This is a genomic window from Allobosea sp. P5_A5 (assembly GCF_056400625.1).
In genome coordinates, this window is the sequence record NZ_JBFUKY010000010.1 from 46,278 (window position 1) to 60,866 (window position 14,589).

Genomic DNA, 14,589 nt, shown 5'->3' on the forward strand with positions numbered 1-14,589 from the left:
GAGACAGGTGATATGGCGCCGCGAACGTTCTGGAAGGGCTATCTGAAGCTTTCGCTGGTGACTTGCCCCGTGGCGATGATGCCCGCCCATTCCGACAGCGAGAAGGTTCGCTTCCATACGCTCAATCGCAAGACCGGCCACCGGATCATGAGCCGCTTCGTCGATGCCGTGACGGGCAAGCCCGTCGCCGACGAGGACGAGGTCAAGGGGTATCCGCGGGGCGACGACGACTATGTCATGCTCGAGGATGACGAACTCGATGCCGTCGCGCTCGATAGCACGCGAACCATCGACATCGAGACCTTCGCACCGAGGTCCTCCGTCGGCTGGATCTGGTACGACACGCCGCATTATCTCGTACCGGACGGCAAGGTCGGCGAGGAGGCGTTCGCCGTGATCCGCGAAGCGATGAAACGCACCAAGACGGTCGGCATTTCCCGCGTAGTTCTCTATCGCCGCGAACGCGCGGTGCTGCTGGATGCCCGCGACAACGGCATCGTGCTCTGGACCCTCCGCTACGGCGACGAGGTTCGGCCCGAGAAGGATTATTTCGGCGGTATCAAGAAAGCCGAGCCCGAGGCCGATTTGCGTCCGCTGATGGACAAGCTGATCACCAGCCGCACCAAGGACTGGTCTCCCGACCTTGCCAAGGACCCGGTGCAGGACGAGCTGCTCTCGATCATCAAGGCTAAGCAGAAGGGCCGCAAACCCGCCAAGGCGGCCAAGCCTCAGGCGAGCGAAGGCAATGTCATCAGCATCATGGATGCTCTGAAGAAGAGCCTTGAGCCTCGCAGGAAGTGATCAGCTCGCCTTTTTGCGAGGAGCTGGCGTTTTCGAGGATGCCACTGGCTTGGCGGCCTTCTTCTTGGACGCATTGGATTGCGCGCTCTCGCGCAGCGCATCCAGCAGGCTGACGACCTTGGTGGGTTCCGGCCGCTTCTGCGGCTTGATCTTGCGGCCTTCGATCTTCGCCTGAACCACCTCCGCAAGGGCGTTTTCATAGCGGTCATCGAAGCTTTTGGGGTCGAAAGTCCCGGCTTTGGTCTTGATGATGTGCTCCGCGAGTTCGAGCATCTCGTCCTCGATCTTCATCCGGGGCACATCGCTGAACGCCTGCTCGACTGATCGGACCTCGTAGTCGAAGTTCAGGGTCGTCGCGATCAGGCCCTCGCCATGCGGTCTGATCAGGATCGACCGCATGCGACGGAAGATGACCGTGCGCGCAAGAGCGGCCGAATGCTGGCCCTTCATCCCCTCGCGGATCAGCGCGAAAGCCTCGGCGGCGATGGGGGTGCTCGGCGCGACGTAATAGGGCTTGTCGAAGAAGATATCGTCGATTTCGTCGCAGGGCAGAAAGGTCTCGACCGTCAGCGTCTTGTCGCTTTCGGGGATAGCGGCGGCGATCTCCTCGGGTTCGAGGATCACATAGTCCCCGTCGCCCTTGTCGTATCCCTTGACCTGATCTTCGCTCTCGACGGGCTTGCCGGAGACCTCGTCGACGAACTCGCGGTGAACGCGATTGCCGGTCTTGCGGTTGAGCGTGTGGAACGAAATCCGCTCTGCCGTGGAAGCAGCAGTGTAGAGCGAGACGGGACAGGTCACTTCGGCGATCTTCAGAACGCCCTTCCAGACAGCGCGAGGGGCCATGGCCGTTTTCCCGAACTCATAGTGATGTCGACGCGCGCGAGGAACGAGCGGGCTCGACCCGTTGTTCCGGATGGTCGTTTGGCAGCAGCGAGGATTCAATCAGCGCGCCCGCATGCATGACCGGATGGATCGGCATTTTCCCTTCGCCGAAAGCTGCCTGGTTGCGCTTGCAACCTCCTCCTGCTAGACCTTGTATACAAGAATACAAGAATGATCGCAGGGTAGGAAATCGAGATCGATCAGCAGGGCAGAACCCTGTGCTCGACGATGCAAGGAGCGCCGAGGCCTGGCAGGACATCGCCGCTTCGACCGCGTCCGACCTCCTTTCCGGATCACATTCGAAAAACCGTCGGACTGCCGCAAGGCGCCCGGCGAATAAGCCGATTGCAGCCCTTCAGGGAAGGAAACAAAATGTTGTCCAAGCGCGGAATGATGAAGTCGCTGTGCGGTTTTGCGGCAGTGGGCCTGTTTGGAGCCGCCATGCTCGGCTCGGCCCAGGCGCAGACCGCGCCCGGCATCCTGCAAAGCGTGATCCAGCGCGGCACGATCCGCATCGCGGTGCTCGGCAGCCTGCCGCCCTATAGCCGCGTCCTGCCGAACGGCGAGGCCGAAGGCTACGACATCGACATTGCCAAGCGGCTCGCCGAAGCCCTGAAGGTCAAGCCGGAATTCATCATCTCCGACATCCCGGCCCGCGTCACCGCTTTGCAGACCCGCAAGGCCGACGTCACGATCGCGGACTTCACCCGCAACGTCGAGCGCTCGACCTCGATCGCCTTCACCAACCCCTATCTCGTCACGACGATGCGCCTGCTGCTGCCGACCAGCAGCCCGCACAAGACCATCGCCGAGGCCAACGAGGCCGGCATCCGCGTCGCGATCTCGCGTGGCGGCACCGCCGAGCGGGCCGTGCCGCTGAACATGCCGAAGGCGCAGATCATCCGCTTCAACACCCAGGCCGACGAACTCAACGCCGTGCTGAGCGGCCAGGCCGACGCCATGGCCGAGGATAATTTCTACAACGGTAACGCGATCAAGGAGAACCCCGGCAAGCTGCGCGAGGCCGAGGGCGATCTGGCCCGCGCCGAGATCGCGATCGGCGCGCCGGCCGGCGATGCCGAGTGGCTGCGGGTGCTCAACCTCTTCGTCGACCAGTTCAACGCATCGGGCGACAACAAGAAGCTGTTCCAGAAGTGGTTCGGCTTCGAGCAGCCGCCGATCCAGGCCAAATACTGAGGCCGCAAGGCCGCCGCCCGGCTCTCAGGTCGGGCGGCAGCTCTCTCGTCGCGAAATCGGCGGCGCCGCGCGCGCAACACTCGGACAGGAAGCCTGATCGTTGCCCTATTATTTCTCGTTTCGCAGCATCGAGCCCTATTTCGGGGACCTCGCGGCCGCCGCACAGGCCACGCTTTTGCTGTCCGTGCTGGCGATCGTGATGAGCGTCGCCATCGGCTCCGGCATCGCCCTGATGCGGCGCTCGCATTCGAAGCTGCTGCGCTTCCTCGCCGGCCTTTATGTCGAGGTCATGCGCAACACGCCGCTTCTGGTCATCCTCTACATCGTCTATTTCGCACTGCCGCAGACGGGGCTGCGACTGTCCTCGTTCAACGCCGCCCTGATCGGCCTCACCCTGAACAGCGCCGGCTACATGGCCGAAATCATCCGCGCCGGGCTGGTCGCCGTACCCAATGGCCAGTTCGAGGCCGCGGCCTCGCAAGGCTTCACCCGGATCGCGCTCTATCGCCACATCGTCCTGCCGCAGGTCTTCCGCACGATCTACGCCCCGCTCGGCAACCAGTTCATCGCGGTCATCCTCGCCTCGTCGCTGGCCTCGGCCATTGCGGTGGAGGAGGTCGCGTCCTGGATGCAGACCGTCGGCTCCTCCTCCTTCCGTTTCTTCGAGACCTTCGTGATCGCCGCGATCGTCTATCTCGTCCTCTGCCAGATCGTGAACCTTGGACGCATCGCCATCGGCCGCTGGCTGTTCCGTCAGCCGGAGGCTTTCCGATGAGCGCGCAACTGCTCTCCTACATGCCGCTGCTGCTGAAGGCGGCGTTGGTTACCATCTGGCTGTCCTGGCTCGCGCTTCTGATCGCGGCCGTCGCCGGCACGCTGGTGGCGCTCGCCCGCATCTCGGCCTTCTGGCCGCTGCGGCTGCTGGCCTTGCTGTTCACGGAGTTCTTCCGCTCGATCCCGATCCTGATCGTGCTGTTCTTCGTCTTCTTCGGTATTCCCCTGATCTTCGGGCTCGATTTGTCACCTTTCGCGGCGACGACGATCGCGCTGGCGCTGCACGCGACCTCGACCATGTCGGAGGTCATCCGCGCCGGGCTCGAAAGCGTGGCGAAGGGCCAGTGGGAGGCCGCGCGCGCCGCCGGCATGACCTATTGGCAGATGATGCGCCATGTCATCGTGCCGCAGGCGCTGCGCGTCATCCTGCCGCCCTCGGTCGGCGTCTATATCGCGACACTGAAGGAATCCTCGCTGGCATCGATCATCGGCTATGTCGAGCTGACCAAGACGGGCCTTCTGATCCGCGAGACGATGGGCTCGAGCTTCGTGCCGTTGCTCCTGCTCGCGCTGATGTACTTCCTCATCAACTACTGCATCTCGCTCGGCGGGGCTGCGCTCGAACGGCGCTTCCACGTCAATACCCGCCTGATGACGGCCGGAGCAGGACAATGACCGACACCGTTCTCCACTTCGACAATGTCGTGAAGCGCTTCGGCGACAGGACGATCCTCGACGGCGTCTCGACCGCCATTAAGACCGGCGAAATCGTCTGTTTCATCGGCCCCTCCGGCACCGGCAAATCGACGCTTCTGCGTTGCGTCAACGGGCTGGAGACCATCGAAGGCGGCAATATCCTGTTCGAGGGCAAGGCCGTTCAGGCGAGGCAGCGCAGCATCATCGATGTCCGCCGCCGCATCGGCATGATCTTCCAGCACTTTAACCTCTATCCGCATCTGACGGCCCTGCAGAACGTCATGCTGGCACCGGTCGTCGTCCATGGCGAGAACCGCAAGACGATCGAAGAGCGGGCGCGCGGCCTGTTCGAGAAGGTGCGGCTGTCGCATCGCATCAACGCCTATCCGGCGCAGATGTCGGGCGGCGAGCAGCAGCGCGTTGCGATTGCCCGCGCGCTGGCGACCAATCCCCACATCCTGCTCTTCGACGAGCCGACCTCGGCGCTCGACCCCGAGACGGTCGGCGAGGTGCTGGCGGTCATGCGCGACCTCGCCTTGGAAGGCCGCACCATGCTGGTCGTGACCCACGAGATCCGCTTTGCCGCCGATGTCGGCACCCGCATGATCTTCCTTGATGGCGGCAAGATCGTCGAGGAGGGCAATCCCCGCGAGATGCTGGCCGCCCCTAAAAGTGACCGAGCGAAGCGCTTCCTGAGTTCGATCAGCAGCGCAGCGCATTGACGCAATGGTCGTCGTGCCGAAAACCGCGACCCGCTGGAGCGTCTCGCAGGTTTACGACGACCTGTTCGCGCGTATCCTGATGGGCGAGTTTCGGCCGGGTGAGGCACTGTCCGAGATCAGGATGGCCGCCCATTACGGCCTCAGCCGAACCCCGATCCGGCAGGCCTTCCACCGCCTTTCGGTCGAAGGGCTGCTGTCGATCGTTCCGCAGGTCGGCAGCTTCATCGCGCCGATCCAGCTCTCGGCCGTGCGGGACGCACAGTTCGTGCGCCAGACCCTGGAATGCAACGCGGTTCGCAGCGCTGCGCTCGCCTCGGGAGACGAAAAGCAGCGGGTCCTGACGGATCTGCTGCGCGACCAATCGCGCATCATCGCCCGTCGCGACCATTTCGGCTTCTTCAATTCAGACGAAAACCTGCATCGCACTTTGATGCGGATCGCCGGGCATCCGCATGTCTGGGACGTCATCCTGGCCGGCAAGACCCAGCTCGACCGGCTGCGCTATCTCTCACTCGAAAGCCAGGACTGGCTCGAAATGATCTTCCATCAGCACGAGCAGCTGGTCGAACGCGTGATCGCTGGTGACGCCGATGGCGCCAGCGCCGTCATGAGCACCCATCTGCACAGCGCATCGCTGGCGCTGGAGCGGATCGCGGCGGAGCACGCCGAATTCTTCGAGGACAGGCCCGGCCTGCCTGGCGCCAAGCCGCCGTCCGCCCCGACAGTCACCTGACGATATCCAACGACGCAAGACGAAAGAGCACGACCGATGGAACAGACATGGCGTTGGTGGGGGCCCGATGACATCATCCCGCTCGATCATATCCGGCAGACCGGCGCGACCGGGCTCGTGACCGCGCTGCACGATGTGCCGGCGGGCGAAGTCTGGACGCGCGAGAAGATCGCTGCGCGCATGGACGCCATCGGCGCCGATCCGGCGCTCGGTCTGCGCTGGAGCGTGGTCGAAAGCCTCTGGATCCATGAGCGGATCAAGCTCGCGGAAGGCGATGTCGAGCCGCTCTACGAGAACTTCCGCCAGTCGATGGTGCATCTCGCCGAGGCCGGCGTGCACGTCATCTGCTACAATTTCATGCCGGTGCTGGACTGGGCGCGGACTCAGCTGCGTCACAGGCTTCCGAGCGGCGCGATCGCGCTACGCTTCAACGCGCACGAGTTTGCGGCCTTCGATTGCTTCATGCTGCGCCGGGAGGGGGCGGAGGCCGATGTCTCCGCAGAGGTGCTGGCGCGGGCCAAGGAATGGTACGACGCCTCGTCGCAGGCCGACCGCGACCGCCTGCTATCGACCATCATGGCCGGGCTGCCCGGCGCCTTCGACCGCTACGACATCGAAGGGCTGCGCACCATGCTCGCGCGTTATCGCGGCGTCGGCCGCGAACAGCTGCGCGACAATCTCGTCCGCTTCCTGGAGGCGATCATCCCGACCGCCGAGAAGGTTGGCATCCGCATGGCGATCCACCCCGACGACCCGCCGCGTCCGCTGCTCGGCCTGCCGCGCATCGCCGGCTCGATGGAGGATTTCGAAGCGATCCTGGCCGCCGTCGCCAGCCCGGCCAACGGGCTGACCTTCTGCACCGGCTCGCTCGGGGCGAACCCTGCGAACGATCCGGCCGCCATCGCCGCGCATTTCGCCGACCGCATCCATTTCGCCCATCTGCGCAACGTCGCCAACGATCCCGATGGTTCCTTCATGGAAGCGGACCATCTCGGCGGGGATACAGACATGGTCGCGGTCATTCGCACCCTGATGCAGGAGCAGGCTCGTCGCAAACAGGCCGGCCGGGCGGATTGGCGCATTCCGTTCCGCTCCGACCATGGCCATGAACTGCTTGACGATATCGGCAAGCTGACCTTCCCGGGCTATCCGGCGATCGGCCGGATGCGCGGCCTCGCCGAACTGCGCGGCGTCATCACCGCGCTGGCGCATCAGAACGGCTGGCCGCAATGAACCCGGCGGGACAGCCGCTTGCCGGCAAGATGGCGTGGGTCACCGGCGCCGCCAGCGGCATCGGCGAGGCCACGGCGCTCGCGCTGAGCCGCGCCGGCGCCGTGGTAATGCTGACGGGCCGGCGTCAGGAGCCGCTTGAACAGGTCGCGGCGCGCATTTCAGCGGAGGGTGGCGAGGCCATCGTCGCGCCGGGCGATGTCGCCGAGGTCTCGACGCTCGACCGGGCGCTAGCGCTGCTGGCCGGCCGCCCGCTCGACATCGTCGTCAGCAATGCCGGCACCAATGTTCCCGATCGATCCTGGGCGAAGCTCACCGCAGATTCCGTCGACCTGCTGCTCGATGCCAATCTGCGCGGCGCGCTGCAACTGTCGCGTGCCGTCCTGCCGGTGATGAAGGCGCAAGGCGGCGGCGTGCTGATCCATATCGGGTCGCTGGCGGCGCATGTGCTGAGCGCCGGCCCCGGCCCGGTTTACACGGCGGCTAAAAGCGGCGTCGTCGCGATGAGCCATGCCATCAATATCGAGCACGGCATCGACGGCATCCGCTCCTGCGTCCTGTCGCCGGGCGATACGCTGACGCCTTTGATGGAGAAACGGCCGGTGCGCATGAGCGACGAGGCCCGCGCCCGCATGCTCCGGCCGGAGGACATCGCCGGCCTCGTCCTGCACATCGCGACACTGCCGCCGCATGTCTGCGTCAACGAGATCATCGTCACGCCGACCTCTCTGGCGTGACTGCCCTCGCCTAAGCCGCCGGTAGCGTCTTGCCGGCGTTCCCTCGTTAGGCCACGGCCTCTTCGAGGCGGCCGCGCAAATGCCCGATCTGCCGCATCAACGTGGTGAGATCCGGCTCCGAGAGATCGACGGCCTGCGAGACGCAGCGCATCACCTCCCCGACACGCAGCCGCAATGCACGCCCCTCTTCGGTGAGCGAGACCACGACGCGGCGCTCATCCTGCGCGGAGCGCTGCCGCGACACCACGCCCATGGCCTCCAGCCGCTTGAGCAAAGGCGTCAGCGTGCCACTATCCAGCCGCAAGCGTTCGCCAATCTGTCCGACGGAGAGGCTGTCTTCTCCCCAGAGAACGACCATCGCCAGGTATTGCGGGTAGGTCAGCCCAAGCTGCTCGAGCGGCTTCCGATACACCCGGTTGAAGGCGAACCCGGTCGAATGGATCAGGAAGCACAGCAGATCGTCGAGCTGCGGCGGAGCTGGCGAAACAGGGGGCCCGTTTTTCATGGATCGCAATATGGCAGCACACAATTAAATTGCAAGCAATTGACATTGAGGCGGCCGCACCCTAGATCGTTGACGACCCTATTGCCTCGAACATCACCAATGGAGACAGCCATGTCGGTCGACGCGAAGTACAAGACCACCGCCACAGCCACCGGCGGCGGACGGGACGGCAAGACCAGCCTCAAGGACGGCACGCTGGCGCTGGACCTCGTGGTGCCCAAGGAGCTTGGCGGCCCGGGCGGCGACGGGGCCAATCCCGAGAAGCTCTTTGCACTGGGCTATTCCGCCTGCTTCCTCGGCGCCTTGCGCGTCGGTTCGCAGCAGACCAAGATCAAGGTTCCGGACGGTTCGACCGTGACCGCGACGATCGGCATCGGCCCGCGCTCCGAGGGCGGCTTCGGCATCACGGCCGAGTTGGACGTCTACCTGCCGGGTCTTGCGGAAGACGAGGCAAAGAAGCTCGTCGAAGTCACCCACGGCATCTGCCCGTATTCGAACGCGATCAAGGCCAGCGTCGACGTCAAGACCACGACCCGCGCCTGAGACGATTCTTGCCAAGGGCGGTCATCCGCCCTTGGCCTGCTTTAGAGCTGACTGACGGCACGCCCCTGAGCCTCCGGCTGCGCCAGCGAGCGCCGGGGCCTCCTTGCCAGCCGCACCGTCAGTTGCTGGAAGCCGATGAAGCCGAACAGCAGGATGCCGGTCGCGATCTTGGCCCACCAGCTCGACAGGCTGCCATCGAAGATGATGTAGGTCTGGATCAGGCCTTGGATCATCACGCCCAGGAATGTCCCCACGATAAAGCCGTGCCCGCCCGAGAGTAGCGTGCCGCCGATCACGGCCGCCGCGATGGCGTCAAGCTCGACACCGACCGCCGAAAGCGAATAGCCGCTGGAGGTGTAGAGCGAGAACACGATCCCCGCGAGGCCGGCGAGCAGGCTCGACAGCGCATAGATCGTGACCGTCGTCCGTCCGACCGCGACGCCCATCAGCTCGGCCGAGCGGCGGCTGCCGCCGATCGCGAAGACATCCGCACCGAAGCGGGTGAAATGCAGCAGCAACGCCCCGCAGACGACCACCGCCAGCATGATCATGGCCGGCACGCTCAGGCGCGCGCCGCCAGGCAGGACCAGCGCCAGGTTCGATGCGGCCTCATAGAAGGGCGCCGTGATCGGGATCGACTCCGTCGAGAGCAGGAAGCTCGCCCCTCGCGCCAGGAACATTCCCGCCAGCGTCACGATGAAGGGCGGCAGCTCGAAATACTGGATGACGATCCCCATCAGCGCCCCGAACGCTGCGCAGATGACGAGCACGACGACAAAGGCGACCAGCGGCGGCAGGCCGGCTTGTTCGATGGCGATCGCCAGGAAGACCGTGGTGAAGCCGATGACGGAGCCGACCGAGAGGTCGATCCCGCCGGAAATGATGACGAAGGTCATGCCGACCGCCGTGATGCCCAGGAAGGCATTGTCGGTCAGCAGGTTCATCACGACGCGCGGCGACGCGAAGTTCGGGAACGCCAGCGAGCAGGCCAGAAAACCCAGCAGGAAGACGGCGCCGGTCGCCGCCAGCGGGGCAAGACGGGTCATCGTTTCGTCCTGCGCAGGAAGGAAAAGGCCGCAGCCAAGCGGGGGGACTGTGCAAGCAAGACGGCCAGCACCACCACCGCCTTGACGATGAGATTGGTTTCCGGCCGCCAGCCCGAAAGCAGGATGCCGGTGTTCATCGCCTGGATGATCAGGGCGCCGACCACCGCCAGAATCAGGCTGAAGCGCCCGCCGAGCAGCGACGTGCCCCCGATCACGACAGCAAGGATCGCGTCGAGCTCGAGCCACAGCCCGGCATTGTTGGCATCCGCGCCCCGGATATCGGCCGCGACGATGATGCCGGCCAGCGCGGCGCAAAAGCCGCTCCAGGCATAGGCCGTCATCAGGATCTTGCGGGTGCCGATGCCGGCGAGCTCGCTGGCTTTCGGGTTTCCGCCGGTCGCGCCGATCATCAGACCGAGTGCCGTGCCGCGCACGATCGCCAACGTCAGCAGCAGCATGGCGAGTGTCAGGATGACCGGGACGGGAAGCCCCAGGAACGACCCGCTGCCCAGAGCCGCAAGCCCCGAAGCGTTGAAGGTCACGATGCGGCCCTCTGTGATGAGCTGCGCGATACCCCGCCCCGCGACCATGAGGATCAGCGTCGCCACGATCGGCTGGATGCCGAGAAACGCCACCAGCGCGCCGTTCCACAAGCCGCAGAGCACGCCGACGCCGAGCGCCGCCATCAGCACCACCGGCAGGGAATGGCTGTCGGCGAGGCTCGCCGCGACCGCGCCGGCGATGGCCATGATCGCCCCGACCGAAAGGTCGATGCCGCGCATCGCGATGACGAGCACCATGCCGAGCGACAAAAGCGCGACCGGCGCGCCTCGATTCAGGATGTCGATCAGGCTGCCGTAGAGCCGCCCGTCCTGAACGCGCAGATCGAAGAAATAGGGCGAGAGCAGCCCGTTGATCAGCAGGATCGCGATCAAGGCAACGATTTGCGCCATGCCGGTGCGAGGCAGCCGCGCGGTGAGGAAAGCAGTCGTCATGCTGCGGCGCCTTCCTTTTCGCCGGAGATGGCGGCGAGGATGTCCGAGACCTCAATCTGCTCGCCGGTCAGCCTGGCGATATGTTTGCGGTCCCGCAGCACCACCACCTCGTCGGCATAGCTGACGATCTCGTCGAGTTCCGAGGAGGCGACGAGCAGCGCCATGCCCTCGGCGCAAAGCGAGCGGATTAGGCGAATGATCTCGGCATGGGCGCCGACATCGATGCCACGCGTCGGTTCGTCGAGGATGAGCAGGCGCGGCTCCGTCGCCAACCAGCGCGCCAGCAGCGCCTTCTGCTGGTTGCCGCCCGAAAGCAGCCCGATCGGCCGCTCCGGATCGGGCGGCCGGATATCGAGCAGCTTGATGAAACGTGCCGCGATCTCGTTTTGGGCCGCGCGCGACAGAGGCCGCAGCACGCCACGGCGTGCCTGCAGCGCCAGCACGATATTCTCGCGCACGCTGAGTTCCGCAACGATGCCCTCGGTCTTGCGCTCCTCGGGACAATAGCCGAAGCCGAGCCGAAGCGCGTCATGGGGGGTGGTCAGCCGCTCCTCGCGCCCGGCGACGGTGACCGCGCCGCTATCTGCGCGCTCGGCCCCGAAGACAAGCCTCGCCGTCTCGGTCCGACCCGAGCCGAGCAGACCTGCGAGCCCGACCACGCTGCCCTCGCGCAAAGTCAGGTCGAAGGGCGCGATCGTGCCGGCATGGCCGAAACCGCGAAAGCTCGCCACCGGTACTCCTTCGCCGGACGAGGCGGCAGCCGGCGGCTTGCCGGCGATCTCCCCCAGTTCGCGGCCCAGCATCAGGCGCACCAGATCGGCGCGCGGCAGATCGCCGATCGGCGCCGAACCCGCCAGCTTGCCATTCCGCAGCACGGTGATCCGGTCGCAGATCGCGTAGACCTGGTCGAGGAAATGCGTGACGAAGACGATGCCGATGCCCCGCTGGGCCAGCTTGCGCATCGCGGCAAACAGGATCTCGACCTCGTGGGCGTCGAGGCTCGCGGTCGGCTCGTCGAGAATGAGCACCTGCGCCGAAAGATCGACTGCACGCGCAATGGCGACGATGTGCTGGATCGCGATGGAATAGCTTTCAAGCGGGGCCGCGACATCGATCGCGAGATCGAAGATCGCAAGCATCGCCCGCGCCTGCCGGTGCATCTCGCCGCGTCGCACGAAGCCAAGCCGCGTCGGCTGGCGCCCGAGCAACAGGTTCTCGGCCACCGACAGGTTGGGCGCGAGATTGACCTCCTGATAGACCGTGGCGATGCCCACGGCCGTCGCCTCCCGCGTCGAGCGCGGCGCGATCTCGTTGCCGTCGAGGTGCATCGTGCCGGCATCGCGCGCCACGACGCCGGTCATCGTCTTGATCAGCGTCGATTTGCCGGCGCCGTTCTCGCCCAGCAGAGCGTGGATTTCGCCCGGCCAGAGCGACAGATCGATGCCATCGAGCGCTTTCAGCCCGGCAAAGGACTTGCTGAAGCCGCGTACGGCCAGCAGGGGATGGGTCTTGGTCGCCATGGGGACGCGCCACCTTGCGAAGCGAGCGCCGCTGCCGGCGCCCGTTCCGCTAAGGAGAGCTGGCCTCAGTAACCGAGGTCTTTCTTGCTGTCGTAGATCGCCTGCGGATTGTCGGCGGCAGTGTAGAGCTTCGATTCCGTCTGGATCCACTTCGGCGGGACGGTGCCCTTCGCCTTGAAGGCCGCGACGGCGTCGAAGGCCGGGCCGGCCATGTTCGGGGTCAGTTCGACGGTGGCGTTGGCGTCGCCGGCGGCGATAGCCTTGAAGATGTCCGGCACGGCGTCGATCGACACGGTCAGGATGTCCGAGCCCGGCTTGAGGCCCGCCTCCTTCATCGCCTGGATCGCGCCGACCATCATGTCGTCGTTATGGGCGTAGACGGCGCAGATCGACTTCCCGCCATTCTCGGCGCGGATGAAGCTCTCCATCACTTCCTTGCCCTTTGAGCGGGTGAAGTCGCCGGTCTGGCTGCGGACAAGCTTGATGTTGCTCTTGCCGGCGATGCCCTGCTCGAAGCCCTTCTTCCGGTTGGTCGCGACGCTGGCGCCGACCGTGCCCTGCAGCTCGACGACCGAGCACGGCTTGGAACCGACGGTCTTGGCCAGCCACTCGCCGGCGACCTTGCCCTCATGCACGCTGTCGGAGGTCACCGCGGTGAGATAGAGGTCCTTGCCAGAGGGATCGATGTCGCGGTCGAGCAGCACGACCGGAATCTTGGCGTCCTTGGCTTCCTTCAGGACCTGGTTCCAGCCGGTCGACACCACCGGAGCCAGGAACACCGCATCGACGCCTTGTGCGATGAAGGAGCGGATCGCCTTGATCTGGTTTTCCTGCTTCTGCTGCGCATCGGCGATCTTCAGCGTGACGTTGCGCGTCTGAGCCTCCTTCTTGGAGACCGAGGTTTCGGCGGCGCGCCAGCCCGATTCCGAGCCGATCTGCGAAAAGCCGACCGTCATGTCCTTGGCCATCAGGCCGGAGGCGGCCACCGCCCCACAAAACAGCGCCGCAGCGCCCAAAATCTTCCGAACCATCGACGTCTCCATCCACACAGGTCTTGGGGATCCGGCTCTTGGCGACCGGCTGATGGTGCGAAACATGGCACAAGCTACGAGAGCTGAATAGTCATATTGTTTGACTATTTTGACATCAGCAGGGATGCCGAACAGCCCTTCAGGCGCTGGACATAAAGGTCCCGGCAGCGGTTTTCCTCGGTGTCGCATTCGCAACGGCCGCCGCGCTCAGCTTTCGGTTTCAACCCGGCAAGCGCCCGGCTAGCATTGGAGCTGAACAGCCGGGAGGGCGCCATGACCACGCCATGCATCATCACCGTCGCCATCACCGGCTCTCTGCCGACCAAGAAGGACAATCCCGCCGTCCCGATTTCAATTTCCGAGCAGGTCGAATCGACGCAAGCTGCCTTCGAGGCCGGCGCTACTCTCGTCCACGCCCATGTCCGCAACGAACAGGGCATGCCCACCTCGGAGCCGGAGCGTTTCGGGAGGCTGTTGGAAGGCCTGCGCCGGCACTGCCCCGGCATGATCGTGCAGTTCTCGACCGGCGGACGCTCGGGCGCCGGCCGCGAGCGCGGCGGCATGATCCCGCTGAAGCCTGACATGGCCTCGCTCTCGACCGGTTCCTGCAATTTTCCGACACGAGTCTACGAGAACAGCCCCGAACTGGTCGACTGGCTCGCGGCCGAGATGCTGCGCTATCAGGTCAAGCCCGAGATCGAGGCCTTCGACCTCTCGATGATCTTCAAGGCGGCGGCCATGGCGACATCTGGCGAGATCGCGGGATCCCTGCATGTGCAGTTCGTCATGGGCGTGAAGAACGCGATGCCGGTCGATCGGCAGGCATTCGAGTTCTTCATCGAGACGTTGCGTCGCCTCGCGCCCGACGCCACCTGGACGGGCGCCGGCATCGGTCGCGACCAGATCACCCTGAACCGCTGGTCGCTGGAACTCGGCGGCCACTGCCGCACCGGCCTTGAAGACAATGTCCGGCTCGACCGGGACACGCTCGCTCCGTCGAATGCCGCGCTCGTCAGTCGCATCGTCGAACTCTGCCCGGACTATGGCCGCCATCCGGCATCCGTCACCGAAGCACGCCAGCTTCTGAAGCTGCCCATACCTGCCTGAGCCCCTATCTGCTAAGCCTATGCCCTCCTGAGCCTGCGCCCTCGCCGAGGACGGCATCGAGCCTGCC

Annotated in this window: 16 protein-coding genes; 10 read left to right on the forward strand and 6 right to left on the reverse strand. The window is 65.1% G+C overall.

Going from position 1 to position 14,589, the window contains the following annotated elements; all coding sequences use genetic code 11:
• The first annotated feature begins 12 nt into the window (after positions 1 to 12).
• Positions 13 to 801 (forward strand): non-homologous end joining protein Ku, encoded by a 789-nt coding sequence (gene ku / locus AC1DR6_RS18235; protein ID WP_476830681.1) that lies wholly within the window; start codon positions 13 to 15, stop codon positions 799 to 801.
• Here ku (AC1DR6_RS18235) and ku (AC1DR6_RS18240) read toward each other — a convergent pair whose 3' ends face one another.
• A complete protein-coding gene (gene ku, locus AC1DR6_RS18240; protein ID WP_476830682.1) occupies positions 802 to 1,647 on the reverse strand; it encodes a non-homologous end joining protein Ku in 846 nt (281 codons plus the stop codon).
• Between the two features lie 411 nt (positions 1,648 to 2,058).
• Between ku (AC1DR6_RS18240) and AC1DR6_RS18245 the strand changes: the two genes are divergently transcribed.
• The 7 genes from AC1DR6_RS18245 to AC1DR6_RS18275 all read left to right on the forward strand — a co-directional run bounded on the left by AC1DR6_RS18245 (position 2,059) and on the right by AC1DR6_RS18275 (position 7,775).
• Positions 2,059 to 2,883, forward strand: coding sequence for a transporter substrate-binding domain-containing protein (locus AC1DR6_RS18245; protein ID WP_476830683.1), 825 nt, complete (start codon positions 2,059 to 2,061; stop codon positions 2,881 to 2,883).
• Between the two features lie 100 nt (positions 2,884 to 2,983).
• Positions 2,984 to 3,658, forward strand: coding sequence for an amino acid ABC transporter permease (locus AC1DR6_RS18250; protein ID WP_476830684.1), 675 nt, complete (start codon positions 2,984 to 2,986; stop codon positions 3,656 to 3,658).
• On the forward strand, positions 3,655 to 4,332 hold the full coding sequence (locus tag AC1DR6_RS18255) for an amino acid ABC transporter permease (protein ID WP_476830685.1): 678 nt from the start codon (positions 3,655 to 3,657) through the stop codon (positions 4,330 to 4,332). Before AC1DR6_RS18250 ends, AC1DR6_RS18255 begins: the two co-directional genes overlap by 4 nt.
• The gene (locus AC1DR6_RS18260; RefSeq protein WP_476830686.1) at positions 4,329 to 5,075 is read left to right on the forward strand and encodes an amino acid ABC transporter ATP-binding protein; all 747 of its coding nucleotides are present in this window, start codon (positions 4,329 to 4,331) and stop codon (positions 5,073 to 5,075) included. Before AC1DR6_RS18255 ends, AC1DR6_RS18260 begins: the two co-directional genes overlap by 4 nt.
• Before the next feature lie 13 nt (positions 5,076 to 5,088).
• Complete coding sequence (locus AC1DR6_RS18265) at positions 5,089 to 5,808, forward strand: GntR family transcriptional regulator (protein ID WP_476830687.1); 720 nt, start codon at positions 5,089 to 5,091, stop codon at positions 5,806 to 5,808.
• 36 nt (positions 5,809 to 5,844) lie between these two features.
• Positions 5,845 to 7,041, forward strand: coding sequence for a mannonate dehydratase (uxuA, locus tag AC1DR6_RS18270; RefSeq protein ID WP_476830688.1), 1,197 nt, complete (start codon positions 5,845 to 5,847; stop codon positions 7,039 to 7,041).
• Positions 7,038 to 7,775, forward strand: a complete 738-nt coding sequence (locus AC1DR6_RS18275) for an SDR family oxidoreductase (protein WP_476830689.1) — start codon at positions 7,038 to 7,040, stop codon at positions 7,773 to 7,775. The genes uxuA and AC1DR6_RS18275 overlap by 4 nt, the downstream gene beginning before the upstream one ends.
• 46 nt (positions 7,776 to 7,821) lie before the next feature.
• Here AC1DR6_RS18275 and AC1DR6_RS18280 read toward each other — a convergent pair whose 3' ends face one another.
• Complete coding sequence (locus tag AC1DR6_RS18280; RefSeq protein ID WP_476830690.1) at positions 7,822 to 8,280, reverse strand: MarR family winged helix-turn-helix transcriptional regulator; 459 nt, start codon at positions 8,278 to 8,280, stop codon at positions 7,822 to 7,824.
• A gap of 111 nt (positions 8,281 to 8,391) precedes the next feature.
• Here AC1DR6_RS18280 and AC1DR6_RS18285 point away from each other — a divergent pair, with 111 nt between their 5' ends.
• Complete coding sequence (locus AC1DR6_RS18285; protein ID WP_476830691.1) at positions 8,392 to 8,823, forward strand: organic hydroperoxide resistance protein; 432 nt, start codon at positions 8,392 to 8,394, stop codon at positions 8,821 to 8,823.
• Between the two features lie 41 nt (positions 8,824 to 8,864).
• On the opposite strand, the gene yjfF is transcribed toward AC1DR6_RS18285, so the two are convergent.
• From yjfF to ytfQ, 4 genes are all read right to left on the reverse strand, one after another.
• On the reverse strand, positions 8,865 to 9,869 hold the full coding sequence (yjfF, locus tag AC1DR6_RS18290; protein ID WP_476830692.1) for a galactofuranose ABC transporter, permease protein YjfF: 1,005 nt from the start codon (positions 9,867 to 9,869) through the stop codon (positions 8,865 to 8,867).
• Positions 9,866 to 10,864, reverse strand: coding sequence for an ABC transporter permease (locus AC1DR6_RS18295; RefSeq protein WP_476830693.1), 999 nt, complete (start codon positions 10,862 to 10,864; stop codon positions 9,866 to 9,868). Before AC1DR6_RS18295 ends, yjfF begins: the two co-directional genes overlap by 4 nt.
• Complete coding sequence (locus tag AC1DR6_RS18300) at positions 10,861 to 12,384, reverse strand: sugar ABC transporter ATP-binding protein (protein WP_476830694.1); 1,524 nt, start codon at positions 12,382 to 12,384, stop codon at positions 10,861 to 10,863. Before AC1DR6_RS18300 ends, AC1DR6_RS18295 begins: the two co-directional genes overlap by 4 nt.
• A 65-nt stretch (positions 12,385 to 12,449) precedes the next feature.
• Positions 12,450 to 13,415, reverse strand: coding sequence for a galactofuranose ABC transporter, galactofuranose-binding protein YtfQ (gene ytfQ, locus AC1DR6_RS18305; RefSeq protein ID WP_476830695.1), 966 nt, complete (start codon positions 13,413 to 13,415; stop codon positions 12,450 to 12,452).
• A 273-nt stretch (positions 13,416 to 13,688) separates the two neighbouring features.
• On the opposite strand from ytfQ, the gene AC1DR6_RS18310 reads away from it, so the two are divergent.
• Positions 13,689 to 14,522 carry a 3-oxoadipate:acetyl-CoA acetyltransferase gene (locus AC1DR6_RS18310; protein WP_476830696.1) on the forward strand — a complete coding sequence of 278 codons (834 nt, stop codon included), beginning with the start codon at positions 13,689 to 13,691 and terminating at the stop codon, positions 14,520 to 14,522.
• The last annotated feature ends 67 nt before the right edge of the window (positions 14,523 to 14,589 follow it).